Source organism: Streptomyces sp. NPDC031554, assembly GCF_055580685.1.
Map to the genome: position 1 here is coordinate 77,909 of NZ_JBVIKX010000014.1, position 24,092 is coordinate 102,000.

The 24,092-nt window shown below is 73.2% G+C and carries 20 protein-coding genes and 1 pseudogene; 7 read left to right on the forward strand and 14 right to left on the reverse strand.

Annotated elements, in window-relative coordinates:
- Window positions 1-97 precede the first annotated feature (97 nt).
- Entirely contained in the window at window positions 98-2,515 is a 2,418-nt protein-coding gene (locus tag ACZ5FU_RS29760; RefSeq protein ID WP_469047443.1) for a beta-glucosidase, read from the forward strand.
- Window positions 2,516-2,613: 98 nt separating this feature from the next.
- Here ACZ5FU_RS29760 and ACZ5FU_RS29765 read toward each other — a convergent pair whose 3' ends face one another.
- Complete coding sequence (locus tag ACZ5FU_RS29765) at window positions 2,614-3,585, reverse strand: aldose epimerase family protein (protein WP_469047445.1); 972 nt, start codon at window positions 3,583-3,585, stop codon at window positions 2,614-2,616.
- A gap of 15 nt (window positions 3,586-3,600) precedes the next feature.
- The gene (locus ACZ5FU_RS29770) at window positions 3,601-4,503 is read right to left on the reverse strand and encodes an SGNH/GDSL hydrolase family protein (RefSeq protein WP_451529711.1); all 903 of its coding nucleotides are present in this window, start codon (window positions 4,501-4,503) and stop codon (window positions 3,601-3,603) included.
- A 300-nt stretch (window positions 4,504-4,803) separates the two neighbouring features.
- Here ACZ5FU_RS29770 and ACZ5FU_RS29775 point away from each other — a divergent pair, with 300 nt between their 5' ends.
- A complete protein-coding gene (locus ACZ5FU_RS29775) occupies window positions 4,804-5,298 on the forward strand; it encodes a DUF3145 domain-containing protein (RefSeq protein ID WP_451529710.1) in 495 nt (164 codons plus the stop codon).
- Between the two features lie 143 nt (window positions 5,299-5,441).
- Here ACZ5FU_RS29775 and ACZ5FU_RS29780 read toward each other — a convergent pair whose 3' ends face one another.
- The 5 genes from ACZ5FU_RS29780 to ACZ5FU_RS29800 form a co-directional block, all read right to left on the reverse strand.
- Window positions 5,442-6,734 (reverse strand): beta-ketoacyl-[acyl-carrier-protein] synthase family protein, encoded by a 1,293-nt coding sequence (locus ACZ5FU_RS29780; RefSeq protein ID WP_451529709.1) that lies wholly within the window; start codon window positions 6,732-6,734, stop codon window positions 5,442-5,444.
- Window positions 6,735-6,819: 85 nt separating this feature from the next.
- Window positions 6,820-7,068 carry an acyl carrier protein gene (locus ACZ5FU_RS29785; protein WP_366057748.1) on the reverse strand — a complete coding sequence of 83 codons (249 nt, stop codon included), beginning with the start codon at window positions 7,066-7,068 and terminating at the stop codon, window positions 6,820-6,822.
- Window positions 7,069-7,149: 81 nt separating this feature from the next.
- A complete protein-coding gene (locus ACZ5FU_RS29790) occupies window positions 7,150-8,151 on the reverse strand; it encodes a ketoacyl-ACP synthase III (RefSeq protein WP_451529708.1) in 1,002 nt (333 codons plus the stop codon).
- 16 nt (window positions 8,152-8,167) lie between these two features.
- A complete protein-coding gene (locus ACZ5FU_RS29795) occupies window positions 8,168-9,082 on the reverse strand; it encodes an ACP S-malonyltransferase (protein ID WP_469047447.1) in 915 nt (304 codons plus the stop codon).
- 89 nt (window positions 9,083-9,171) lie between these two features.
- Window positions 9,172-10,377 (reverse strand): PucR family transcriptional regulator, encoded by a 1,206-nt coding sequence (locus tag ACZ5FU_RS29800; RefSeq protein ID WP_451529706.1) that lies wholly within the window; start codon window positions 10,375-10,377, stop codon window positions 9,172-9,174.
- A 93-nt stretch (window positions 10,378-10,470) separates the two neighbouring features.
- Here ACZ5FU_RS29800 and ACZ5FU_RS29805 point away from each other — a divergent pair, with 93 nt between their 5' ends.
- Window positions 10,471-11,130: a pirin family protein gene (locus ACZ5FU_RS29805; RefSeq protein WP_451776351.1), complete on the forward strand. Its 660-nt coding sequence runs from the start codon at window positions 10,471-10,473 to the stop codon at window positions 11,128-11,130.
- Window positions 11,131-11,141: 11 nt separating this feature from the next.
- On the opposite strand, the gene ACZ5FU_RS29810 is transcribed toward ACZ5FU_RS29805, so the two are convergent.
- Together ACZ5FU_RS29810 and ACZ5FU_RS29815 are read right to left on the reverse strand one after the other, a co-directional pair.
- Window positions 11,142-12,935: a serine/threonine-protein kinase gene (locus tag ACZ5FU_RS29810; protein ID WP_451529704.1), complete on the reverse strand. Its 1,794-nt coding sequence runs from the start codon at window positions 12,933-12,935 to the stop codon at window positions 11,142-11,144.
- A 72-nt stretch (window positions 12,936-13,007) separates the two neighbouring features.
- Window positions 13,008-13,844, reverse strand: a complete 837-nt coding sequence (locus ACZ5FU_RS29815) for a serine hydrolase domain-containing protein (protein WP_451529703.1) — start codon at window positions 13,842-13,844, stop codon at window positions 13,008-13,010.
- 76 nt (window positions 13,845-13,920) lie between these two features.
- On the opposite strand from ACZ5FU_RS29815, the gene ACZ5FU_RS29820 reads away from it, so the two are divergent.
- On the forward strand, window positions 13,921-14,415 hold the full coding sequence (locus ACZ5FU_RS29820) for a MerR family transcriptional regulator (RefSeq protein ID WP_451529702.1): 495 nt from the start codon (window positions 13,921-13,923) through the stop codon (window positions 14,413-14,415).
- Window positions 14,412-15,437, forward strand: coding sequence for an aldo/keto reductase (locus ACZ5FU_RS29825; RefSeq protein WP_451529701.1), 1,026 nt, complete (start codon window positions 14,412-14,414; stop codon window positions 15,435-15,437). Before ACZ5FU_RS29820 ends, ACZ5FU_RS29825 begins: the two co-directional genes overlap by 4 nt.
- A gap of 117 nt (window positions 15,438-15,554) precedes the next feature.
- Here ACZ5FU_RS29825 and ACZ5FU_RS29830 read toward each other — a convergent pair whose 3' ends face one another.
- The 3 genes from ACZ5FU_RS29830 to ACZ5FU_RS29840 all read right to left on the reverse strand — a co-directional run bounded on the left by ACZ5FU_RS29830 (window position 15,555) and on the right by ACZ5FU_RS29840 (window position 18,547).
- Window positions 15,555-16,430: a DUF4429 domain-containing protein gene (locus ACZ5FU_RS29830; RefSeq protein ID WP_451529700.1), complete on the reverse strand. Its 876-nt coding sequence runs from the start codon at window positions 16,428-16,430 to the stop codon at window positions 15,555-15,557.
- Window positions 16,431-16,496: 66 nt separating this feature from the next.
- Window positions 16,497-17,714, reverse strand: coding sequence for an alpha/beta hydrolase (locus ACZ5FU_RS29835; protein ID WP_451529699.1), 1,218 nt, complete (start codon window positions 17,712-17,714; stop codon window positions 16,497-16,499).
- A gap of 185 nt (window positions 17,715-17,899) precedes the next feature.
- The gene (locus ACZ5FU_RS29840) at window positions 17,900-18,547 is read right to left on the reverse strand and encodes a TetR/AcrR family transcriptional regulator (RefSeq protein WP_451529698.1); all 648 of its coding nucleotides are present in this window, start codon (window positions 18,545-18,547) and stop codon (window positions 17,900-17,902) included.
- Window positions 18,548-18,661: 114 nt separating this feature from the next.
- Between ACZ5FU_RS29840 and ACZ5FU_RS29845 the strand changes: the two genes are divergently transcribed.
- Both ACZ5FU_RS29845 and ACZ5FU_RS29850 read left to right on the forward strand, forming a co-directional pair.
- A complete protein-coding gene (locus ACZ5FU_RS29845) occupies window positions 18,662-20,281 on the forward strand; it encodes an MFS transporter (protein ID WP_451529697.1) in 1,620 nt (539 codons plus the stop codon).
- A gap of 302 nt (window positions 20,282-20,583) precedes the next feature.
- Entirely contained in the window at window positions 20,584-20,889 is a 306-nt protein-coding gene (locus ACZ5FU_RS29850; protein ID WP_451529696.1) for a small hydrophobic protein, read from the forward strand.
- A gap of 100 nt (window positions 20,890-20,989) precedes the next feature.
- Here ACZ5FU_RS29850 and ACZ5FU_RS29855 read toward each other — a convergent pair.
- Both ACZ5FU_RS29855 and aceE read right to left on the reverse strand, forming a co-directional pair.
- A pseudogene (locus tag ACZ5FU_RS29855) lies at window positions 20,990-21,112 on the reverse strand (ion channel); the annotation flags it as partial.
- Between the two features lie 105 nt (window positions 21,113-21,217).
- Window positions 21,218-23,950: a pyruvate dehydrogenase (acetyl-transferring), homodimeric type gene (aceE, locus tag ACZ5FU_RS29860; RefSeq protein ID WP_451529695.1), complete on the reverse strand. Its 2,733-nt coding sequence runs from the start codon at window positions 23,948-23,950 to the stop codon at window positions 21,218-21,220.
- Between the last annotated feature and the right edge of the window lie 142 nt (window positions 23,951-24,092).

The window sequence follows — 24,092 nt, forward strand, 5'->3', positions numbered from 1 at the left end:
GGCAGGGTCTCGAAACCTACCGCTCCACAGGCGGCCGATGCACGATGGGGAACACCACCGCACAGCACCGCACAGGAATTCAACGAGGAGGCCCGCGATGGCGGACATCGAGGCGGCCGTCGAGGCGGCCCTCGGCAAGCTCGACCTGGACGCCAAGGCCCGGCTGCTGGCCGGCCAGGACATGTGGTCCCTGCCCGCCCTCCCCGAGATCGGCCTCGCGTCCCTCGTGATGTCCGACGGCCCGATCGGCGTCCGGGGCGTGCGCTGGACCTCCGACGACCCCTCCGTCGCGCTGCCGTCCCCGACCGCCCTCGCCGCCACCTGGGACCCCGGCCTCGCCCACCGCGCCGGGGTGCTCCTCGCCCAGGAGGCCCGCCGCAAGGGCGTCCACGTCCTGCTCGCCCCGACCGTCAACCTGCACCGCTCCCCGCTCGGCGGCCGCCACTTCGAGGCCTACAGCGAGGACCCCCACCTGACGGGACGGATCGGGAGCGGGTACGTGCGCGGCGTGCAGGAAGGCGGCGTCGGCACCACCGTCAAGCACTTCGTCGCCAACGACGCCGAGACCGACCGCTTCACCGTGAACAACCTGGTCGGCGAACGCGCCCTGCGCGAGCTGTACCTGGCCCCCTTCGAGGCCATCGTCGCCGAGGCCCGTCCGTGGGGCGTCATGACCGCCTACAACACGGTCAACGGCACCACGATGACCGAGCACCACCACCTGGTGAACGAGGTCCTGCGCGGCGAATGGGGCTTCGACGGCTTCAACGTCTCCGACTGGACGGCCGCCCGGGACACCGTCGGCGCCCTCCGCGGCGGCCTCGACGTGGCCATGCCCGGACCGGCGACCGTCTACGGCGAGGCCCTCGCCCGGGCGGTGCGCGAGGGCCGCCTCGACGAGCCCGAGGTCGACGAGGCCGTACGCCGCGTCCTGCGCCTGGCCGCCCGCGTGGGCGCCCTCGCGGACGTCGAACCCGCCGTCCCCGTGCCGCCCGCGCCCGTCCACGGCGAGTCCCTGGCCCGCGAACTCGCCCGCCGCTCCTTCGTCCTGGTCCGCAACGAGCGCGCGGTGCTGCCCCTGCGGCCCGGCCGCACGGTCGCCCTCGTCGGCGCCGCCGCCCGCGACGCCCGCGTCCTCGGCGGCGGCTCCGCCACCGTCTTCCCCGCCCGTGTCGTCTCCCCGCTCGACGGCCTCACCGCCGCCCTCCCCGAGGGCGCCCTCAGCTACTCCCTCGGCGCCGACCCGACCACCGAACTCGCTTTCGCCGACAAGGGGTTCACGCTGCGGGCCGTCTGCCGGGACGCCGCCGGGACCGTCCTGGGCACCGGCTCGGCCCCCGGCGGGCAGATCCGCTGGACGGGCGACGACCTCCCCGACGGCGTCACCTCCGACACCCTGCACACCGTGGAACTGACCGGCACCTTCACCCCGCGCGCGAGCGGCCGGCACACCTTCGGCGTCAAGGGCGTCGGCGCCTTCACCCTCACCGTCGCCGGCACTACCCACTTCGACGGCACCCAGGAGCCGGCCGACGCCGGCGACCCCTTCGAGGCGGCCTTCGGCTCCCCGGTGCCCCGCGCCGAGACCGAACTGACCGCCGGGGAGACGGTCGACGTCTCCCTCACCCACGTCGTCCGGTTCCCCGCGCGCCTGCCGCTGAAGGTCGTCGCCTTCGCACTCGCCCACCAGGAGCCCCCGCGGGACCCGGACGAACTGATCGCCGAGGCGGTGGAGGCCGCCCGCGCCGCCGACACCGCCGTGGTCGTCGTCGCCACCACCGACCGCGTCGAGTCCGAGGGCTTCGACCGCACCGACCTGCGCCTGCCCGGCCGCCAGGACGACCTGGTGCGGGCCGTGGCCGCCGCCAACCCGGACACCGTCGTGGTCGTCAACTCCGGCTCCCCGGTGGAACTGCCGTGGCGCGAGGACGTCGCCGCCGTGCTGCTGAGCTGGTTCCCCGGCCAGGAGGGCGGCGCCGCCCTCGCCGACGTCCTCACCGGCGCCCACGAGCCCGGCGGGCGCCTGCCCACCACCTGGGGCTCCCTCGCCGACGCCCCGGTCACCCGGGTCGCTCCGGCCGACGGCGAACTCCCCTACGACGAGGGCGTCTTCATCGGCTACCGCGCCTGGGAGAAGGAGGGCCGCACCCCGGCCTACCCCTTCGGCCACGGCCTCGGCTACACCGACTGGACCTACGAATCGGTCGAGACGGACGGGACGAACGTCGCCGTCCGCCTGCGCAACACCGGCGGACGGGCGGGCCGCGAGGTCGTCCAGGTCTACCTCGCGCCCACCGAACCCGACGCCGCCCGCCCGGCCCGCTGGCTGGCCGGCTTCGCCGGCGTCGAGGCCGGACCGGGGGAGAGCGCCGAGGCCGTCGTCACCCTCCCGCGCCGCGCGTTCGAGATCTGGGACGAGGCCGCCGGGCGGTGGTCCTTTGTGAAGGGTTCGTACGAAATCCAGGTGGGTAGGTCTCTCGCGGACCGCAGGATCACCGCGACGATTAACGTCTGACGCGGGCCCCGCGCCCCACGAGCAGCCCCGGTCCGGGACCTGACCCCTGGACCGGGGCTATGCGCGTTCCGGCACCGCGCCCACCGCGCCCACCGCGCCTACCGCGCCGAGAACCCGTACACCGTCTCCGACCGGTACACCTCGCCCGGCCGCAGCGCGGTGCCGGGGAACTCCGGCCGGTTCGGGGAGTCCGGGAAGTGCTGGGTCTCCAGCGCGACGCCCCGGCCGGGGCCGAACGGCTCGCCCAGGTGGTCGGCGGTGTACACCTGGACGCCCGGCTCGGTCGTGGCCACCGTCAGCACCCGGCCGGACGCCGGGTCGTACAGCTCGGCCACCTCCACCGGCCCGTCCGTGACCCCCTTGTCGAGCACGAAGTTGTGGTCGAGGCCCCCGCCGATCTCGCGGGCGGTGCGGAAGTCGAAGCGGGTGTCCGTCACGTCCGCCCGCTCGCCCGTGGGGATCAGGCCGTCGTCGACCGGTGTGTACCGGGAGGCGGCCAGCCGCAGTCGGTGCCCGCCCGCACCGCCCGCGCCGCTGAGGTTGAAGTAGCTGTGGTTGGTCAGGTTCACCACCGTCGGCCGGTCCGTGACCGCCTCGTACGCCAGCCGCAGCGCCCCCGACGCGTCCAGCGTGTAGGTGGCCGTGACCTCCAGCCGGCCGGGGAAGCCCTCCTCGCCGTGCGGGCTGACCCGGCTCAGCCGCAGCCCGTGCTCCACCGGCTCCACGTCCCACACCCGCTTGTCGAAACCGCGCGCCCCGCCGTGCAGCACGTTCGGCCCCTCGTTCGGCGTGAGGGCGTGGCTCACCCCGTCCAGGGAGAAGCGGGCCCGGGCGATCCGGTTGGCGTACCGCCCGACCAGCGCGCCGAGGAAGGGCTCCGGATGCGTGACGTAGCCGTCCAGGTCCACGAACCCCAGCACCACGTCCGTGCCGCGCCCCTCCCGGTCCGGGACCTCCACCGACTGCACGATCCCGCCGTAGGACAGGACCCGCACCCGCACGCCGGCCCGCTCCAGGGTCCAGCGGCGCACGGGGGTGCCGTCGGAAAGTGTTCCGAAGTGTTCGCTCATGGGGGAAACCCTAAGTCACGTGTCGCGGGCGGTGATCCGGCGGTAGGCGATCTCGGCCAGCCTGGCCTGCCCGTTCTTGCTCGGGTGGAACCAGTCCCAGGGGCTCAGCTGGTCGGTCCCGAAGCGGAACCCGTACACCGCGCCGCCGTCGAACCGGCACCGCGTGTCCTTGGCGCAGACCTCCTCCAGCACCGTGTTGTAGTCCTCCACCCGCTGCCGCACGGTCTCCCGCCGCAGGTTCGCCGCCGCGTCCAGCGCGTCCGCGTCCCCCAGCATCGACGGGCAGATCCCCAGCTTCCACACCTGCTTGCCCAGCACGTTCGTCCGCCCCTGCGACCACAGCCGCTTCAGGTTCGGCACGCTCGCCACGTACACCTGCGCCTTCGGCGCGGTCCGGCGCAGGGTGCGCAGCGACTCCTCGAACCCCGCCCGGAAGTCGGCCACCGGCGTCATCGCCTCCGCCGTCACCCGGCAGGCGTCGTTGGCCCCCGCCATCACCGTCACCAGCGCGGGCCCGCGCGCCGCCGCCCGCGCCATCTGCGCCGGCAGATCCGCCATCCGCGCCCCGGTCGCCGCGTAGTTCCAGCTGTGCGTGGCCGCCCTCGCCCCCAGCAGCCGTACGGCCAGACTGTTCACCTCGCCGCTGTCGCCGGTCGCCCAGGACACCTCGGGGCAGTCCGCCAGCACCGAGCACGCGTCGAAGCCGCGCGTGATGGAGTCGCCCACGGCCGCCAGCGAGGCGGGACTGGTGTCCCACACCGGGGTCGGCGACGCCGACGGCCTCGCCTCGCGCGCACCCGACGCACCCGGCCCCTCCCCGCCCGGCGCGTCACAGCCGGCCGCGCCCAGCACGACCGCGGTCGTCAACACGGCCGTCAACGCGGCCACGGCCCGCGAGCGGCGGCTTCGCTTCCGCATCCTCTGCTGTCCCCTCGGTCGTCCCGCTCGTCCCGCTCGTCCCGCTCGTCGCACCGGTCCCCGGCCGGACGGTCCACCGGCCCACCCAGGACAACGTCCGGGAGTTCCCGGGCCGGCGGGAGACGACGGACCGGGCCGGTACAGGCGTCCTGCCGGGTGAATGGAGGCCCTTCGGCGGCCCGGGACCGACGGTACGTCACACTCCTTGCGCCGTCGCACGGTAGCCTCGCCCTCAACGTGGCTGCCGCCGCAGCCGCCATGCCAGCCAGCACGACTGGCCCGCTCTGTCCGGAGGTACCGGTGACGACACGTGGGGTTCTGTACGTGCACTCCGCGCCGCGCGCGCTGTGCCCGCACGTCGAGTGGGCCGTCGCCGGGGTGCTCGGCACCCGCGTCGGCCTCGACTGGATCCGGCAGCCCGCCGCGCCCGGCACCTGGCGCTCGGAGTTCTCCTGGCAGGGCGAGGCCGGCACCGCCTCCAAGCTCGCCTCCGCCCTGCGCGGCTGGCACCTGATGCGCTTCGAGGTCACCGCCGAGCCCTGTGCCACCGCCGAGGGCGAGCGCTACAGCTGCACCCCCGACCTCGGCATCTTCCACGCCGTCACCGGCATCCACGGCGACATCCTCATCCCCGAGGACCGCCTGCGCGCCGCCCTGACCCGCTCCCAGCGCGGCGAGACGGACCTGGAGGCGGAGATCGCCAAGCTCCTGGGCAAGCCCTGGGACGACGAACTGGAGCCGTTCCGCTACGCCGGTGAGGGCGCCCCGGTGAGGTGGCTCCACCAGGTCGTGTGACACGCGGTACCCCGGACGGGGGCACCGGACGCGGGGAACACACGAAGCCCGCGGGACACGCGGGGAGAGCGGAGAGCACGGAGAACGCGAAGAAGGGGCCCCACCTCCCGGGTGGGGCCCCTTCACGCGCGTACAGGCGGTTCTCAGACCGTCCGGAACGCCAGCACCACGTTGTGCCCGCCGAACCCGAACGAATCGTTCAGCGCGGCGATACGGCCCTCCACGGGCAGCTTGCGCGCCTCGCCGCGGACGATGTCCGCGTTCGCCTCGGCCTCGGGGTCGAGGTTCTCGACGTTGATGGTCGGCGGAGCCACCCGGTGGTACAGCGCGAGGACCGTCGCCACCGACTCCACACCGCCGGCGCCGCCGAGCAGGTGACCGGTCATCGACTTCGTCGCCGAGACCGCCATGTGGTCGGCGTCGTCGCCGAACACCTTGCGCAGCGCCTTCAGCTCGGCCACGTCACCGGCGGGCGTCGACGTCGCGTGCGCGTTGACGTGCACGATCTCCGCCGGGTCGAGGTCGGTGCGCTCCAGCAGGTTCTGCAGGGCGTGCGCGATGCCGCGGCCCTCCGGCTCCGGCTGCACGATGTCGTGGGCGTCGGCGGAGATGCCCTGGCCGACCGCCTCGGCATACACCCGCGCCCCGCGCGCGGCGGCGTGCTCGGCGGACTCCAGGACGATCACACCGGCGCCCTCGCCGAGCACGAAGCCGTCGCGCGCGGTGTCGTAGGGACGCGAGGCGCCCCGCGGGTCGTCGTTGTTCTTGGACATCGCCATCATGTTGCCGAACGCGGCGATCGGCAGCGGGTGGATCGCCGCCTCCGTGCCGCCGGCGACGACGACGTCGGCGCGGCCGGTGCGGATCATCTCGATGGCGTAACCGATGGCCTCGGCTCCCGACGCGCACGCCGAGACCGGCGTGTGCACACCCGCGCGGGCGCCCACGAGCAGACCCACGTTGGCGGACGGGCTGTTCGGCATCAGCATGGGCACGGTGTGCGGGGAGACGCGGCGGACGCCCTTCTCCTTCAGCACGTCGTACTGGTCCAGCAGGGTCGTCACACCGCCGATGCCGGAGGCGATGACCGCGCCGAGCCGGTCCGGGTCCACGGAGGCACCCGACGCGGCGTCGGACGCCCCGTCGGCCGTCCTCGGCGCGAAACCGGCGTCCCTCCAGGCCTCCTGGGCCGCGATCAGCGCGAACTGCGCCGAGCGGTCCAGCTTGCGGGCCTGCGGCCGCGGGATGACCTCGGTGGGCTCCACGGCGATCTGCGCCGCGATGCGGACGGCCTGGTCGGCCGCCCAGTCCTGCTCCAGGGGCGTGACGCCGGACTTGCCGGCGATCAGGCCTTCCCAGGTAGAGGCTGCGTCGCCACCCAGCGGTGTGGTTGCGCCGATACCGGTGACGACCACGGTGCGATTGGTCGGGCTCACGGGAATTCTTTCTCCAACGATCGGGATTCAGCGGCGCCACCGCCGGGTGGCGGGGCAGGCCGGATCATCCGGCCCCAGCAGTGACTCAGTCCTGGTGCTTGAGGATGTAGTTCGTCGCGTCGCCGACCGTCTTGAGGTCCTTGACGTCCTCGTCGGGGATCTTGACGTCGAAGCGCTCTTCGGCGGCGACGACGACCTCGACCATGGACAGCGAGTCGACGTCCAGGTCGTCGGTGAAGGACTTGTCCAGCTGGACGTCCTCGACCGGGATCCCGGCGATCTCGTTCACGATCTCCGCGAGACCGGCGACGATCTCTTCCTGAGTGGCGGCCATGTCGGCGCTCCTTCGTTGGTGTTCCAGAGGGTGTGGCATTGGTGTCTTCCGTCCCGGACCGCGTGATCCGGCACGGAGTGCCTAGGGGAGGGTAACGACCGTCGCTGCGTACACGAGACCCGCCCCGAATCCGATGACGAGCGCGGTGTCGCCGCTCTTGGCCTCGCCGGTCGCCAGGAGCCGCTCCATGGCGAGCGGGATCGAGGCGGCCGAGGTGTTCCCGGTGGTCCGCACGTCACGCGCGACCGTGACGGACTCCGGCAGCTTGAGGGTCTTCACCATCGAGTCGATGATGCGCTCGTTGGCCTGGTGCGGGATGAAGACGTCGAGGTCGGCGGAGCTTATCCCGGCGGCGTCCAGCGCCTGCTGGGCGACCTTCGCCATCTCGAACACGGCCCAGCGGAAGACCGCCTGGCCTTCCTGGGTGATCGCCGGGAACTTCGCGACCTCGCCGTCGCGGTAGTCCGTCCACGGCACGGTCTGCTTGATGGTCTCCGACTTGTCGCCCTCGGAACCCCACACCGTCGGGCCGATCGCCGGCTCCTTCGACGGGCCGACCACGACCGCGCCCGCGCCGTCACCGAACAGGAAGGCGGTGGCCCGGTCCTCCAGGTCGGTCAGGTCGGACAACCGCTCCACGCCGATGACCAGGACGTACTCGGCGGAGCCCTCGACGACCATGCCCTTGGCGAGCGTCAGGCCGTAGCCGAAGCCCGCGCAGCCGGCCGAGATGTCGAAGGCGGCGGCCTTGTCCGTGCCGAGCTTGTCGGCGATCTCGGTGGCCACGGCCGGGGTCTGCTTGAAGTGCGACACGGTCGAGACGACCACGGCGCCGATCTGCGCGGCGGCGATCCCGGCGTCGGCGATCGCCTTGCCGGCCGCCTCGACCGACATGGCGGCGACGGTCTCCTCGTCGTTCGCCCAGTGCCGCGTCTCGATGCCGGAACGCGAGCGGATCCACTCGTCGGAGGAGTCGATCGTCTCGAGGATCACCTCGTTGGGCACCACACGGGTGGGCCGGTAACCGCCCACGCCGAGGATGCGCGCGTACGGGGCGCCCTTGCTGGGCTTGATCTTCGCCATGCTCGTCGGCTCCTTGTCAGGCACTGTGCTCGGCGATGACCTCGCGGGCCGCGTCGAGATCGTCGGGGGTCTTCAGCGCCAGCGTCTTCACGCCGGGCAGGGCACGCTTGGCCAGACCGGTGAGCGTACCGCCGGGGCACACCTCGATCAGCGCCGTCACGCCGAGCTGCCGGAAGGTCTCCATGCACAGGTCCCAGCGGACCGGGTTGGCGACCTGGCCGACCAGCCGGTCGAGGACCTCGGCGCCGGTGGCCACCGTGCGCCCGTCCTTGTTGGAGACGTAGGCGATCTCCGGGTCGGCGGGGGACAGCTCCTTGGCGGCGGCAGCCAGCGTCTCGACCGCGGGGGCCATGTGGTGCGTGTGGAACGCGCCCGCGACCTTCAGCGGAACGACCTTGCGGACGCCCTCCGGCTTGTCCTCGCCGAGCGCGGCGAGCTGCTCCAGCGTGCCCGCGGCGACGATCTGGCCGGCACCGTTGACGTTCGCCGGGGTCAGCCCCAGCTTCTCCAGGTGCGCCACGGAGACGTCGGGGTCGCCGCCGAGCAGCGCCGACATGCCGGTCCCGGTGATCGCGGCGGCCTCGGCCATGGCCAGGCCCCGCTTGCGCACGAGGGTCAGCGCGGCGGTGTCGTCGAGGACGCCCGCGAAGGTGGCGGCGGTGATCTCGCCGACGCTGTGGCCCGCGACCGCGCCGGGGGTCACGTCGCCGAGCGCCGCGGCCGACAGGATTCCGGCCGCGACGAGCAGCGGCTGCGCCACCGCGGTGTCACGGATCTGGTCCGCGTCGGCCTGTGTGCCGTAGTGGGCGAGGTCCAGCCCGATGGCGTCCGACCACGCGCCGACACGGTCGGCGGCGCCGGGCAGTTCGAGCCAGGGGGTCAGGAAGCCGGGCGTCTGTGCGCCCTGGCCGGGAGCGACGAGTACGAGCACTCTCACACTCTCTCTTGGGGACGGGCACGGCCGCCCGTGGGGACAGGGACGAAGAACGGCAGGGGGTTTTGTGGGCCCCCCACAAAACGCTAGCTCTTGGGGTCTCCGTCGACGAGACGTCCCAGGATCAGCGCGATGCGCAAGGTGAACGCAGAGCGTACATCCGACGGCGACCAGCCGGTGACGTCAGTCACACGTCGAAGCCGGTAGCGCACGGTGTTGGGATGGACGAACAGCATCCGCGCCGCGCCCTCCAGACTGGACGCCTGTTCCAGATAGACGGCCAGCGTCTCCAGGAGCGCCGAGCCCGCCTCCTCCAGCGGTCTGTAGATCTCCTCCACCAACTGGTCGCGCGCGCCGGGATCACCGGCGATGGCGCGCTCCGGCAGCAGATCGTCCGCCAGCACCGGGCGCGGCGCGTCCTGCCAGGCGGAGCACGCCTTGAGCCCCGCCGCGGCGGCCTGCGCGGACCGGGTCGCGGCCGGCAGGTCGGGCACCACGGGGCCCGCGACGACCGGTCCCGCGGCGAACGGCCCGATCAGGGACCTGGCCACGGCCATCGGGTCGTCGCTGCCGCCGGCGATGACGACGAGACGGGAGCCGAGCACCCCGGTCAGCACCTGGAGCTTGGCGTGCCGCGAGGCCCGCCGGATCGCCTCCACCGTCAGCTCGGAGTCCCCGTCCGGCGCCGTTCCCAGGACCACGCACACGTGCTCGGGCGAGTTCCAGCCCAGGGCGGCGGCCCGGCTGACGGCGCCCTCGTCGGCCTCACCGCTGAGCACGGCGTTCACGACGAGCGACTCCAGCCGCGCGTCCCACGCGCCGCGTGCCTCGGCGGCCTGGGCGTAGACCTGGGCGGTGGCGAACGCGATCTCGCGGGCGTACACCAGGAGCGCCTCGCGCAGCACGTTCTCGTCGCCGGGGGCGGCGACCTCGTCGATCGCGCTCTCCATCACCTCGATGGTGGTGCGCACCATCTCGACGGTCTGGCGCAGCGTGATGGCCCGGGTCAGCTCGCGGGGCGCGGTCCCGAACACGTCGGTGGAGATGGCCTGCGGGGCGTCGGGACGCCGGAACCACTCCGTGAACGCGGCGATGCCCGCCTGGGCCACCAGCCCGATCCAGGAACGGTTCTCCGGGGGCATCGCCCGGTACCACGGCAGCGTCTCGTCCATGCGCGTGATGGCCTGGGCGGCGAGGCTCCCGGAGGACTTCTCCAGCCGCTTCAGGGTCGCGAGGTGCGTGTGGGCGACGGGTACTGCGGCTCGGTTGTCGTGGGATTCGGGTTCAGGCACGTGGACAAGACTGCCTCATCGGGACGCGCGCATGCGTCGGCGGGTCGCCGGTGCGGTCCCCGTCCGGCCGGCGGCGGGTCTACCGTGGTCGGCGTGATCGACGTACGCCGCGCCGACGAGCGCTACCCCGGCGGGGACCCGGCGGCCGGCATCGAGACCCGCCACGCCTTCTCCTTCGGCCCCCACTACGACCCCGGCAACCTCCGCTTCGGCGCCCTGGTCGCCTGCAACGAGGAGCGCCTGGCGCCCGGCGCCGGCTTCGACGAGCACCCCCACAGCCACACCGAGATCGTGACGTGGGTGGTCGAGGGCGAGCTGACCCACCGGGACTCCCGCGGCCACGAGACGCGGGTGCGCCCCGGCGACGTGCAGCGGCTCAGTTCGGCGGCCGGGGTGCGGCACGTCGAGCGCAACGACGGCACGGCACCGCTGACCTTCGTGCAGATGTGGCTGGCCCCGCTGCGACCGGGCGGCGAGCCGGCCTACGACCTCGTCCGCGGCATCGCCGACGCCACGCCGTACGCCGTCCCGGAGGCGGGCGCGATGCTGCACGTGCGGCGGCTGGCGCCCGGGGAGCGGACCGCCGTGCCGGACGCGGCGCGGGTCCACGTCCACGTCGTCGGCGGCACGGTCCGGCTCGGCCCGCACGAGCTGGGGCCGGGGGACGCGGTGCGCGCCGCCGACGAGGAGGACCTCGACCTGGTGGCCGGCGCGGGCCCGGCCGAGGTGCTGATCTGGGCGATGGAGGCCTGAGCTGGGCCGCGTCAGTCGGCGGCGGGCTCCTCGGCGTTGCGCCAGATCGTCAGGTCCACCGAGACGAAGTCGCTGGGGTCGTTCTCCGGTGCCCTGCCCTTGAAGGTGACCAGGGCGATGTGGCCGGAGGAGCTGTGCACGCACAGCTGCGACCCCTCGGACACCTGGGAGAGCTCGATCTCCTTGGTGTACCGGGTCTCGGCGCGGCAGGTGGCCAGGGAGCCCTTCTGGGCGTTGTTCAGCAGGACGACCTTCTCGCCGCCGCTGCCCAGCAGGGGGTCGTTGCCCGAGCCGTTGCCGTCGTAGTAGTAGAGGTCGCTGTCCGACTCGTAGCGGGGGCTGCTGCCGTCGGGGGCGTCGAACGGCTTCGGCGGCGCGTCCGCGAACCGCACGGAGTAGCTCTCGGGGATGTTGACGCCCCGGTAGGTGACCGGAGTGGGGTCGGGCCGCGTCCGGGTGCTCTCCAGGTCGCTACCGCTGTCCGTGCCACCGCTCGGGGCGGAGCCGTCGCCGTAGGAGTCGTAGCTGTCCCCGGACGAATCGGAGGAGTCTCCGAGGTCGCCGAGGGCCGACGCGCAGCTGCCGAGCCAGAACAGGCCCACCACCACCGCGGCGGCGATCCCGATCCACTTGCCGGCCTGGTTCCGCTTCGGCGGCAGCGGCAGCGGCCGCCAGGCGGGCTGCTGGTGGGCGAAGGGCGGCCGCGGCGCGGCCGGCGGCCCGTACGACGGCGGGAACGGGGCCTGCGGCCGGGGCAGCGGGACGACGGGGCCGAAGGAGGGCGTCGCGGTCGTGGGGGCCGCGTGCACGGGCGCGGGTGCCGGGGTGTGCGGTGCCGGGGTCGGGTCGACCGGGGTGACCGGTGCGGTGGGCGTGGGGGCGGGGGCCGACGCCAGCGCGGCCGACGCCGACACCCGCTCGGTGATCTGCGCGGCGATGGCCTCCGGCAGCCACGAGCCGGACTGGCGCAGCGGCGTCGGCGACGCCTCCTGGCACAGGGCGATGATCTCGGCGGGGGAGGGGCGTTCGGCCGGGTCCTTGGCCAGGCAGCGGGCGAGGAAGCCGAGGTGCCCGGGGAGTCCGTCGAGATCGGGTTCCTCGTGGACGATCCGGTACAGCACCGCGTGCGAGGGCCCGTTCCCGTACGCGCCGGTGCCGCGCGCCGCGTACACGGCCACCTGTCCGAGCGCGAAGACGTCCGAGGCGGCCGTGACCTTCTTGCCGGCGCCCTGCTCGGGCGACATGAACGTGGGGGTGCCGATGGAGACGCCGGTGCCGGTCAGCTCGGTGGCGTCGGCGGCGCGGGCGATGCCGAAGTCGATGACCCGCGGGCCGTCGGAGGCGAGCAGCACGTTGGACGGCTTGAGGTCGCGGTGGACGATGTCCGCCCGGTGGATCACCGACAGCGCCTCGGCCATCCCCGCCAGCAGCAGCAGGACCGACTCCGCCGGCAGCGGCCCGTGCTCGCCGACGGCCGCGGCCAGCGAGGGCCCGGCCACGTAGGCGGTGGCCAGCCAGGGCCGGTCGCCCTCGGTGTCGTAGTCGATGACCGGCGCGGTGTAGAGGCCCTGCACGCGCTGCGCGGCCCGCACCTCCTGGCGGAACCGGCGGCGGAACTCGGGGTCCTCGCCCAGTTCCGGACGGATCGTCTTGAGCGCGATGGGGTGCCCGCCGGGCGTGTACGACAGGTACACCGTGCCCATGCCGCCCGCGCCGAGCCGCGCCGCCAGCCGGTAGCCCGCCACCGACGTCGGGTCGCCGCCCTCCAACGGGCGGAACTCGAGGCCCCGTTGAACGCCTGTCATTGCTCTCCCCCGAGGTCCGCGCAGTGGGTGCTGTGTGCAGAGGGAGGTTAGCGGAGGAGGGCGGCCCGGGGCTCAGCGGGCGGGACCGGAGCCCCGCAGCTCGCCGAGCACCGCGTCCGTGAACACCGGCCACGCCTCGACGGCCCAGGGCCCGAACGCCCGGTCCGTCAGGGCGACGCAGGCCGCTCCCGCGTCGGGGTCGACCCACAGGAACGTGCCGGACTGCCCGAAGTGCCCGAACGTCCGCGGCGAGGACGAACCGCCCGTCCAGTGCGGCGACTTGGAGTCCCGGATCTCGAAGCCGAGTCCCCAGTCGTTGGGGTTCTGGTGGCCGTATCCCGGCAACACGCCCTTGGTGCCGGGGTATTGGACGGTCATCGCCGCCGCCACCGTCCGCGGGTCCAGCAACCGGGGGGCCTGCACCTCGGCGGCGAACCGGAGCAGGTCCTCGACGCTCGACACGCCGTCCTTCGCGGGCGAGCCCTCCAGCGAGGTCACCGTCATCCCCAGCGGCTCCAGCACCGCCTGCCGCAGGTACTCCGCGAACGGGATGTCCGTCGCCTTCGCGATGTGGTCCCCGAGCTGCTCGAAACCGGCGTTGGAGTACAGCCGCCGCTCACCGGGGGCCGACGTCGTCCGGTGCTCGTCGAAGGCCAGCCCCGAGGTGTGCGCGAGGAGGTGGCGGACGGTGGCCCCGGGCGGCCCGGCCGGCTCGTCCAGTTCGATCGCCCCCTCCTCGTACGCGACGAGGGCGGCGTACGCGGTCAGCGGCTTGGTCACGGAGGCCAGCGGGAAACGCCGGCCGGCGGGGCCGTGCGTGCCCAGGACCGTACCGTCGGCCCGGACGACGCCCGCCGCGGCGGAGGGGACCGGCCAGTTCTCGATCAGCGTGAGGCTCGTGAGCGACATGGCCGTGAGCCTACCTTCGGCCTTCTTGCCGCGTTCGCTTGCCTGGAGTGCGCTCGAAGGTCCTAGCGTGGGGGCCATGACGGTGTTGCAGACCACACCCGTGACCACAGGAACAGAAGAAGAGGACCCGGCCCCCGCCGACGTCTGCGCCGCCCCGCCGCCGGGGCGTCCCCGCCCCGACGGGCGGGACAGCTACACGATCAGCGAGGTGGTCGCCCTCACCGGCCTGACGGCGCACACCCTGCGCTGGTACGAGCGGATCGGGCTGATGGCCCACGTCGACCGCTCGCACACCGGCCAGCGCCGTTACAGCAACCGCGACCTGGACTGGCTCGACCTCGTCGGCAAGCTGCGGCTGACCGGCATGCCGGTGGCCGACATGGTCCGGTACGCGGAGCTGGTGCGGGAGGGCGAGGACACCTTCGGCGAGCGGCGCGAGCTGCTCGAACGGACCCGCCGGGATGTCCGGGCGCGCATCGCCGAGCTCCGGGACACGCTCGCCGTACTCGACCGGAAGATCACGTTCTACTCGGACGCCACCGGGGCGTACGAAGCGGAGAGGACCCGATGACCGACAGCAGGATCCCCACGGCACGACTCGGCGACACGGGCCCCGAGGTGGGCCTCCAGGGCCTCGGCTGCATGGGAATGAGCTTCGCCTACGGCCCCTCCGACGCGAAGGAGTCACGGGCCGCCCTGGAGCGCGCCCTGGAGCTGGGCGTCACGCTGTACGACACGGCGGACGCGTACGGCGCCGGCGCCAACGAGGAGTTCCTCGCCCCCTTCTTCCGGGCGCACCGCGACGAGGTGGTCGTCGCCACCAAGTTCGCCCTGTCGATCCCGGCGGACGACCCGACCCGCCGGGTCGTCCGCAACGACGCGCCCTACGTCCGCCGGGCCGTCGAGGCCAGCCTGAAGCGCCTCGACGTCGACGTCATCGACCTGTACTACATGCACCGGCGCGACCCCGAGGTGCCGGTCGAGGACACCGTCGGGGTGATGGCCGAGCTGGTGCGCGAGGGCAAGGTCAGGCACCTGGGCCTGAGCGAGGTCACGGCCGACGAGCTGCGGACCGCGCAGGGCGTGCACCCGATCGCCGCCGTGCAGTCGGAGTGGTCGCTGTTCAGCCGGGACATCGAGGACCGGGTGGTGCCGGCCGCCCGCGAGCTGGGCGTGGCGCTCGTGCCGTACTCCCCGCTCGGCCGGGGCTTCCTCACCGGCTCCTTCGCCGACGCCGACAAGGACCTCACCGCCGACGACTTCCGTCGTCAGCAGCCCCGCTTCACCGGCGAGAACGCGGCGGCCAACGCGGCCCTGCTGGAACCGGTCCGCGCGGTCGCCCGGGCCCACGACGCCACCCCGGCCCAGATAGCGCTGGCCTGGGTCCAGCTGCGGGCCGGCGTCCACGGCCTGCCGGTCGTGCCGATCCCGGGGACCCGCAGGGCGGGCCGGGTGGAGGAGAACGTACGGGCGACGGCCCTGGAGCTGAGCGCGGACGACCTGGCGCTCCTGGAGCCGATCGCCGGCAGGGTCGCGGGCGACCGGTACGCCGACATGGCGTTCACCTCGGCCGGCCGGGAGGCCCGCTCCTGACGGGGGTCCGCTCCTGGCGGGAGGCCCGCTCCTGGCGGGAGGCCCGCTCCTGGCGGGAGGCTCGCTCCTGGCGGGCGCCTCTCCTGGTGGGTGTCCGCCGCTCCCGTCGGGCGGGCGCTACAGCTCCGCGAGCAGTTCCGCCTTCTTCGCGGCGAACTCCTCGTCGGTGACCAGCCCGGCCCGGTGGAGTTCGCCGAGGTGACGGATCCGCTCGGCCACGTCCGCCGGGCCGCTCCGCTCGGCCACGTCCGCCGGGCCGCGGCGCGGGCCCGGAGCCGCCACCGCGAGCGCGGGTGCGGGCCCGCGCTCGCGCACCGCGGCCAGCACGGCGGCCGCGAACGGCAGCGACTCGTGCACGGCGCCGTACCCCGGCCCGAACACCACGGAGGCCGGGTCCTGGTCCGGCCGCGCCGGCGGGTCCTGCGCGCGCAGCAGCCGCAGGTGTCCCCCGAAGCCTTCGGGGGAGCGCCACCGCACCCCGCTCAGCGCGGACACGGCGAAACTCTGGTCGCCGGCCTTCCACTTCGCGGACGAGGCGCCCGTCCGGGACCAGCGGAACCGTACGGTCCGCCCGTCGAAGGACGCCTTCGCGTCGTAGGCCTTGAACGCCAGCGGAACCTCCGGCGCGGCCACCAGGAACCTCCCGGCCGGCCCGGACTCCGTCAGCCCCGCGCGCAGTGCGTCGGCGTACTGCTCCGCGAGCGCCTCCCGCCCGGCGGGCAGCACCAGCCGGTACGGGTCCGAGGACTCCTTCAGCTGCCCCGCCGCGGCCTCGGTCAGCGGATCGGCGCCGGGCCGCGGCGTGAGGCGCAGCACCACCGTCCCGTGCCTGCCCGGTTCGAGCACGACCGTCTCGACGGCCGCCAGCGGGACGCGGCGCCCGCCCAGCGCGGAGAGCAGCCGGGGGGTGCGGATGCCCCGTTCGTAGCGGATGAGGACGGAGTCGGACGTGAGCTCCCAGGCGGCATGAGATCCGGCCAGTACGTCACCCATGCGGCTCATCGTATGCGGCACCCGCTTTTCCGTCCCCTCCCCGTGCGCACCGCAATTCCTGCGCCGCTACGCGCGTTCGGCCGCCGTCGTGCCGGACAGACCCTCCCGGCACGCGTCGTCCTCCCCGGCGCACCGCACCGCGTCGTAGGCGCCGGTGCCGATGTCCGCGAAGTTGCGCAGGCTGTCCGTGCCGGGCACGAAGTAGCCCCCGTGGCCCTCGGCCTCGCGGGCCGACAGCACCCGCGCGCCGAATCCGGAGCCCACCGGGTCCTCGCCGTGCCCCAGACCGCCCAGCTCCAGGTAGGGCACGTCCTGCACCCAGTCGTCGGAGTCCCGCATCGCCCACACCCGGGCGTCGGTGTCCAGCTGCGCGGCGTTCTCCACCCGCATCCCGGGGCTGCCGGCCACGGCGATGTCGGCGACCCGGTCCGGCAGCGCGTGCGCGGCGACCCCGCACACCACGGAGCCGTAGCTGTGGCAGAACAGGGAGACGGGGGAGCTGCCGGGCAGGCCGCGCACCAGGGCGTCCAGCCGTACGGCGCCGCGCTCCGCGCGCATCGCGGTGGCCGAGTCGATGCCGAGCCCGGCCGGCGAGGTGTAGTCGGCCCAGGCGATGACGGCCGTGCGCGTCGTGGGGCGCACCTCGCGCTCGGCCGCGTACAGCGCCTCGGCCATGCCGACGGGCGCCGAGTACCTGCGGTTGGTGCGCTGGAAGGTGAGCAGCGCCGTGTCCACGCCGGGGACGACGACGGAGACGCGTTCGGCCCGGTCGAGGTCGCCGAACACCTCGGCGACCCGGCCGGTGCCCTCCGGGTCGAAGGCGAGGATCTGGCGGTCGGCGTCGGTCATCGACTCGAAGCGGTGCATGCGCCGCCCGGCCTCGTACTGCCCGGCGGGCGAGAGCCGCTCGTCCCGCGTCCGGGCCCGCTCGACCCCGATCTGCTCCTGGAGCGCGATGCGGTTGGCGCGGTAGCGCAGCACGGCGGGGGCGCCGTTCATGTTGCCGACGGCGAGGGGGTAGCGCTCGGCGAGCCCGGCGCGCTGGGCCGCGGTGAGCGAGGCGAAGAACGCCGAGAGCCGGGCCGGGCCGGCCTGCGGGTCGGGCAGCCGCCGCCCGGCGACCCGGCCGTGCTCCCAGGCGGTGAGCGAGGCCTTGAGCGCGCCGGTCCCCCCGTTCCGGTGCACGGCCGTCCAGCCGGTGGTGGCCAGCATCACGAACACCACGGCCAGTGCGAGCAGCGCGCGCGATGCCGTCAGTTGCGGGGAGGTCTCGAAGGAAGTCACTGGGAGGACACACTAGGAGAACGAGAAGGTCTCGGGCGACATGAGTGACGCGGATCACGTTTGATCCAGGGCGATGGTGGGCATGACACGCCTCGGGCCCTGCGTCGTCCGGCGACCGCGCGGAGGGCGTCGCGCCACGGCGCGCACCCGCGGCGGACCCCCGCCGCACACCGGCCCACCGCAGGTCACGGCCCGGCGCGCCAGCTGCCCAGCAGGGCCGGCCCCACCTGGTCGAGGTGCCGGGACGTGAGAGCGCGCATCCCCTCCGGGCTGAAGTCGCCGCCCGCGGCCCACCGGCGTTCCGTGACCCGCATCACCGCGCCGAAGAGGGCCACCGCCAGCCGAGGCCGGGGGTCGGCGTCCACGTCGAGCCCCTCCCGCTCCGCGAGCACCCGCGCGATCGTCTCCTCGGTCTCCGCGGAGCGCCGCAGGTGGGCGGCGAGCAGGACCGGGGTCGACTCGATCACCCGGTGCATGCGCAGGTACAGCTCGACGGGCACGACCGACTCGACGGCCTCGCTGAGCGAGCTCCAGCCCTCCAGGACGGCCTGCCGCAGGGCCTCCATCGGCGCCTCGTGGGCCGGGCGGGCCCGCACCCCCTCCACGAAGCGCGCCACCGTGACGCCCTCCAGGGCGAGGGCGGCCTCCTCCTTGCCGGCGAAGTGGCGGAAGAAGGTGCGCTGCGAGACGTCCACGGCCTCCGCGATCTCGTCGACGGTCGTCCGTTCGTACCCCTGCGAGGTGAACAGGCCGACGGCCGCCCGCAGCAGCTCGTCGCGGGTGCGGCGCTTCTTCATCTCCCGCAGTCCCGGCCGCGGCGCGGTGGTCTCCATGCGCCCTTCTCCTTCTTTCACCGGTCGCCCTGTGGACGAGGGGCGGCGAGGTGTCAGTTGCCGACTTGTGAATAAGTTTGTCATCTGTCAGTGGCTGTCATTAGCCTCGAACGCATGACTAGTCAGACCACCATCGACACGACGGGACCGGGGGACAAGTCGTCCTCCACCCCGTCGGACCAGCCACCGGCCAAGGGGCTGCGCGGCCATCCGTGGTTCACGCTCATCACCGTCGCCGTCGGGGTGATGATGGTGGCCCTCGACGGCACGATCGTGGCCATCGCCAACCCGGCCATCGCCAAGGACCTCGGCGCCACCTTCGCCGAGGTGCAGTGGATCACCAACGCCTACTTCCTCGCCCTCGCGGTCTCCCTCATCACCGCGGGCAAGCTCGGTGACCGCTTCGGCCACCGCCAGACCTTCCTGATAGGCGTCGTCGGCTTCGCCGCCGCCTCCGGCGCGATCGGCCTGTCCGACAGCATCGCGCTCGTCGTCACCTTCCGCGTCCTGCAGGGCCTGTTCGGCGCCCTGCTCATGCCGGCCGCGCTCGGCCTGCTCCGCGCCACCTTCCCGGCCGAGAAGCTCAACATGGCCATCGGCATCTGGGGCATGGTCATCGGCGCCTCCACCGCGGGCGGCCCGATCCTCGGCGGCGTCCTCGTCGAGCACGTCAACTGGCAGTCGGTGTTCTTCATCAACGTGCCCGTCGGCGTCCTCGCCGTCGCCCTGGGCGCGGTGATGCTGCTCGACCACCGCGCCGAGAACGCCCCCCGCTCCTTCGACATCCTCGGCATCGTGCTGCTCTCCGGCGCGATGTTCTGCCTGGTGTGGGCCCTCATCAAGGCCCCGGAGTGGGGCTGGGGAGACGGTCTGACCTGGACGTTCATCGGCGTCTCCGTGCTGCTGTTCGCCGGCTTCGCGGCGTGGGAGAACTTCGTTTCGGAACCGCTCATTCCGCTGGGTCTGTTCCGCTCGGTGCCGCTGTCCGCCGGTGTCGTCCTCATGGTGATGATGGCCATCGCCTTCATGGGCGGCCTCTTCTTCGTGACGTTCTACCTCCAGAACGTGCACGGCATGAGCCCGATCGACGCCGGTCTGCACCTGCTCCCGCTCACCGGGATGATGATCGTCGGCTCCCCGCTCGCGGGCGCGATGATCACCAAGGTCGGCCCGCGCATCCCGCTGGCCGGCGGCATGGTCTGCGTGGCGGTCGCCATGTTCGGCATGTCCACCCTGGAGACGGGGACCACCAGCCTGGTGATGTCCGTCTGGTTCGCCCTGCTCGGCCTCGGCCTCGCCCCCGTCATGGTCGGTGCCACCGAGGTCATCGTCGGCAACGCCCCCATGGAGCTGTCCGGGGTCGCCGGCGGCCTCCAGCAGGCGGCCATGCAGATCGGTGGCAGCCTCGGTACGGCCGTCCTCGGCGCGGTGATGGCGTCCAAGGTCGACAGCGACCTGGCCGGCAACTGGGCCGACGCCGGCCTGCCCGCCCTCCCCCCGGAGCAGCAGGCCCAGGCCTCCGAGGCGGTGCAGGTGGGAGTGGCCCCGGTGGCGGAGGGCACGCCCGCGGGGATCGCGGCGAAGATCACCGACGTCGCCCACGACACCTTCATCTCCGGGATGAGCCTCGCCTCACTCGTCGCGGCCGGGGTCGCGACGGTCGCCGTGTTCGTCGCACTGCTGACCAAGCGGGGGGAGAACGCGGAGGCGGGCGCCGGGGTCGGTCACATCTGACGGTCCCCGGTCCTGGCGGTGCGCCCGGTCCCGACCGGGCGCACCGGTCCTGAGGCGACGCCCCGGCTCTGATCCGACGTCAGCGGGATGCCCCCGTCAGGGCGAGGGGCCCCGGGGTCTCCCGTCTTCGGCGCGCGCCGCAGGTCACCGTGGGTCAAGCCCTCCAGAGGGGAGGGTGGCCGGGGCCGCGGCGCGCCGCCGGAGGGGGACGGTGCGCCCCCGTCCGGCCCCATTCGCTGCATAACCGGCGTCAGGGGGGTACCCGAACCATCGAAGCAGCCCCGGAACCAAGGGAGTTGACGATGGCGGGCTTCGGACACGGAACGCGCAGGCACCCCCGCTCACGTGGCCGGACGTGGTCAGGGAGCGGGCCGGACAGCGCGACGCTCGGCATCGTCGGTCTGGTCTGCGCGGTCGCCGGATTCTTCGCGCTCGGGATCGTCCTCGGTCCCGCGGCGATCGTCTGCGGCTGGCTGGCCATGGGCCGCAGCTGGGCGGGTCCCCGCCCGGTACCGGCCCTGGTCGCCGTGGTCCTCGGCGCGATCGACACCCTGCTCGCGCTGGTGTGGCTCACGGGCGCGGGAATGACGGGCAACGGACTGCTGTGAGGTGAGGGCCCCGCGGGGGTGTTCCCACCCTCGCGGCCTCCCCCCGTTCCCCTCCTGCCCCGAACCAGGGGCCGAGGCCCGCGGGCCTCGGCCCCTGGTTCGCAGATCTCCGCCCCGATCCCGTGGTCGGCGCGTGGTCCCCGTACCCCGCGGTCGTCATCGCCGTGAAAGACCGCCACAGGGCGTCATCCAGCGTCCGGATGTTCCCTTCCGGGGAGTCCCGCATCGATCGACGGCCCACGCCCGCGCCGTGAAGAACGGAGTGGGGGCGGCGGGCCCCCGGGCCCGCCGCCCCCTCCGTCCGACCGGTTCCGGCCGGGCCCGACCGTTACGCGTCCCCGCCCGCCGGCCCCGGATCGGCCGATGCCACGTCCAGCAACTGGTACCGGTCGACGGCCTGCTTCAGTGCCGACCGGTCGACCTTGCCCTCCTTGGCCAGTTCGGTCAGCACCGCGAGCACCACCGACTGCGCGTCGATGTGGAAGAAGCGGCGCGCGGCCCCGCGGGTGTCCGCGAAGCCGAAGCCGTCCGCGCCCAGCGACTGGTAGCGCCCCGGCACCCAGCGCGCGATCTGGTCCGGCACCGACCGCATCCAGTCGGAGACGGCCACGAACGGCCCCTGCGCCCCGGTCAGCTTGCGCGTCACGTACGGCACGCGCTGCTCCTCCTCCGGGTGCAGCAGGTTGTACCGCTCGACCTCGACGGCCTCGCGCCGCAGCTCGTTCCAGGAGGTCGCCGACCAGACGTCGGCGCGCACGTCCCAGTCCTCGGCGAGGATCCGCTGCGCCTCCACGGCCCAGGGGACGGCCACGCCCGAGGCGAGGATCTGCGCCGGGATCGACCCCGAGGTGCCCCGGCTGAAGCGGTGCACGCCCTTGAGGATGCCCTCGACGTCCACGTCCTCCGGCTCGGCCGGGTGCTGGATCGGCTCGTTGTAGACGGTCAGGTAGTAGAAGACGTCCTCGCTGTCCGGGCCGTACATCCGGCGCAGGCCGTCCTGGACGATGTGCGCGATCTCGAAGCCGAACGCCGGGTCGTACGCCACACAGCCCGGATTCGTCGAGGCGAGCAGCTGCGAGTGCCCGTCGGCGTGCTGGAGGCCCTCACCGGTCAGCGTCGTACGGCCGGCGGTCGCGCCCAGCACGAAGCCACGCGCCAGCTGGTCCGACATCTGCCAGAACTGGTCGCCGGTGCGCTGGAAACCGAACATCGAGTAGAAGACGTACACCGGGATCAGCGGCTCGCCGTGCGTGGCGTACGCCGAGCCGGCCGCGATCAGCGAGGCCGTGCAGCCCGCCTCGGAGATCCCGTCGTGCAGCATCTGGCCGGTCGGCGACTCCTTGTACGCGAGCAGCAGCTCGCGGTCGACCGACTCGTACTGCTGGCCCAGCGGGTTGTAGATCTTCGCACTCGGGAAGAACGAGTCCATGCCGAAGGTGCGGTACTCGTCCGGCGCGATCAGCACGAACCGACGGCCCAGTTCCTTGTCCCGCATGAGGTCCTTGAGGAGCCGCACGAAGGCCATGGTCGTGGCGATGGACTGCTGGCCGGAGCCCTTCTTCACCGACGCGTACGTCTTGTCGTCGGGCAGTGCCAGCGGCCGCGCGCGCACGACCCGGGTCGGGACGTACCCGCCGAGCCCCTTGCGCCGGTCGTGCATGTACTGGAGCTCCTCGGAGTCGCGCCCCGGGTGGTAGTACGGCGGCGCGCCGCCCTCCAGCTCCTTGTCGGAGACGGGGATGTGGAGCCGGTCGCGGAAGCCCTTGAGGTCGTCGACCGTCAGCTTCTTCATCTGGTGCGTGGCGTTGCGGCCCTCGAAGTTGGGCCCGAGGGTCCAGCCCTTGACCGTCTTCGCCAGGATGACCGTCGGCTGGCCGGTGTGCTCCACGGCCGCCTTGAACGCCGCGTAGATCTTCCGGTGGTCGTGGCCGCCGCGGCCGAGGTGCAGGATCTGGTCGTCGGTCATGCCCTCGACCATCGCGCGCAGCCGGTGGTCGTCACCGAAGAAGTGGTCGCGGATGTACGCGCCGGACTCGGTGGCGTAGGTCTGGAACTGGCCGTCCGGGGTGGTGTTCATCCTGTTGACGAGGGTGCCGTCGCGGTCCTGGGCGAGCAGCGGGTCCCAGGTGCGGTCCCAGATCAGCTTGATCACGTTCCAACCGGCGCCCCGGAAGACCGACTCCAGCTCCTGGATGACCTTGCCGTTGCCGCGCACCGGGCCGTCGAGCCGCTGGAGGTTGCAGTTGACGACGAAGGTCAGGTTGTCCAGGCCCTCGCGGGCGGCGATGGTCAGCTGGCCGAGCGACTCGGGCTCGTCCATCTCGCCGTCACCGAGGAAGGCCCACACGTGCGACTTCGACGTGTCGGCGATCCCGCGCGCGTGCATGTAGCGGTTCATCCGCGCCTGGTAGATCGCGCCGATCGGCCCGAGGCCCATCGACACGGTCGGGAACTCCCAGAAGTCCGGCATCAGCCGCGGGTGCGGGTAGGAGGACAGCCCGTGCGGCGCCTTCGACCTCTCCTGGCGGAACGCGTCGAGGTTCTGTTCGCTCAGCCGGTCGAGCAGGTACGCGCGCGCGTAGATGCCGGGGGAGGCGTGACCCTGGAAGAAGACCTGGTCACCGCCGTCGCCCTCGTCCTTGCCGCGGAAGAAGTGGTTGAAGCCCACGTCGTACAGCGACGCCGAGGAGGCGAACGTGGCGATGTGGCCGCCGACGCCGATCCCCGGCCGCTGCGCGCGCGAGACCATCACGGCCGCGTTCCAGCGGGTCGCGTTGAGGATCCTGCGCTCGATCTCCTCGTTGCCCGGGAAGAACGGCTCGGCCCGCGTGGGGATGGTGTTGACGTAGTCCGTGCTGCGCATCTCGGGCACGGCCACGCGCTTCTCGCGGGCCCGCTCGATCAGGCGCAGCATGAGGTAGCGGGCCCGCTCCCGGCCGCGCTCGTCCACTGCGGCGTCGAGGGAGTCGAGCCACTCCTGGGTCTCCTCGGGATCGAAGTCAGGAACCTGACTCGGAAGGCCGCCAATGATGATCGGGTTGCGATCGGATCCGGAAGCCACGCTGGTCCTTACCTGTCAGAGGGGCTGTGGGGCTGTGGGGGATGTGCGGGAGGCTGATGTCCCGTTCGTGCTCCAGTACCTGCACCGCCCCCATCGTGTACCTAGGCGCCGCAAACGTCATCTCTACCCCGAGGTAACCGGC

Bases quoted from the DNA above. Each gene is read 5' to 3' on its own strand.
- ACZ5FU_RS29760 (WP_469047443.1), top strand. From the start codon at position 98: ATGGCGGACATCGAGGCGGCCGTCGAGGCGGCCCTCGGCAAGCTCGAC.
- ACZ5FU_RS29765 (WP_469047445.1), bottom strand. From the start codon at position 3,585: ATGAGCGAACACTTCGGAACACTTTCCGACGGCACCCCCGTGCGCCGC.
- ACZ5FU_RS29770 (WP_451529711.1), bottom strand. From the start codon at position 4,503: ATGCGGAAGCGAAGCCGCCGCTCGCGGGCCGTGGCCGCGTTGACGGCC.
- ACZ5FU_RS29785 (WP_366057748.1), bottom strand. From the start codon at position 7,068: ATGGCCGCCACTCAGGAAGAGATCGTCGCCGGTCTCGCGGAGATCGTG.
- ACZ5FU_RS29790 (WP_451529708.1), bottom strand. From the start codon at position 8,151: ATGGCGAAGATCAAGCCCAGCAAGGGCGCCCCGTACGCGCGCATCCTC.
- ACZ5FU_RS29810 (WP_451529704.1), bottom strand. From the start codon at position 12,935: ATGACAGGCGTTCAACGGGGCCTCGAGTTCCGCCCGTTGGAGGGCGGC.
- ACZ5FU_RS29815 (WP_451529703.1), bottom strand. From the start codon at position 13,844: ATGTCGCTCACGAGCCTCACGCTGATCGAGAACTGGCCGGTCCCCTCC.
- ACZ5FU_RS29820 (WP_451529702.1), top strand. From the start codon at position 13,921: ATGACGGTGTTGCAGACCACACCCGTGACCACAGGAACAGAAGAAGAG.
- ACZ5FU_RS29825 (WP_451529701.1), top strand. From the start codon at position 14,412: ATGACCGACAGCAGGATCCCCACGGCACGACTCGGCGACACGGGCCCC.
- ACZ5FU_RS29830 (WP_451529700.1), bottom strand. From the start codon at position 16,430: ATGGGTGACGTACTGGCCGGATCTCATGCCGCCTGGGAGCTCACGTCC.
- ACZ5FU_RS29840 (WP_451529698.1), bottom strand. From the start codon at position 18,547: ATGGAGACCACCGCGCCGCGGCCGGGACTGCGGGAGATGAAGAAGCGC.
- ACZ5FU_RS29845 (WP_451529697.1), top strand. From the start codon at position 18,662: ATGACTAGTCAGACCACCATCGACACGACGGGACCGGGGGACAAGTCG.
- ACZ5FU_RS29850 (WP_451529696.1), top strand. From the start codon at position 20,584: ATGGCGGGCTTCGGACACGGAACGCGCAGGCACCCCCGCTCACGTGGC.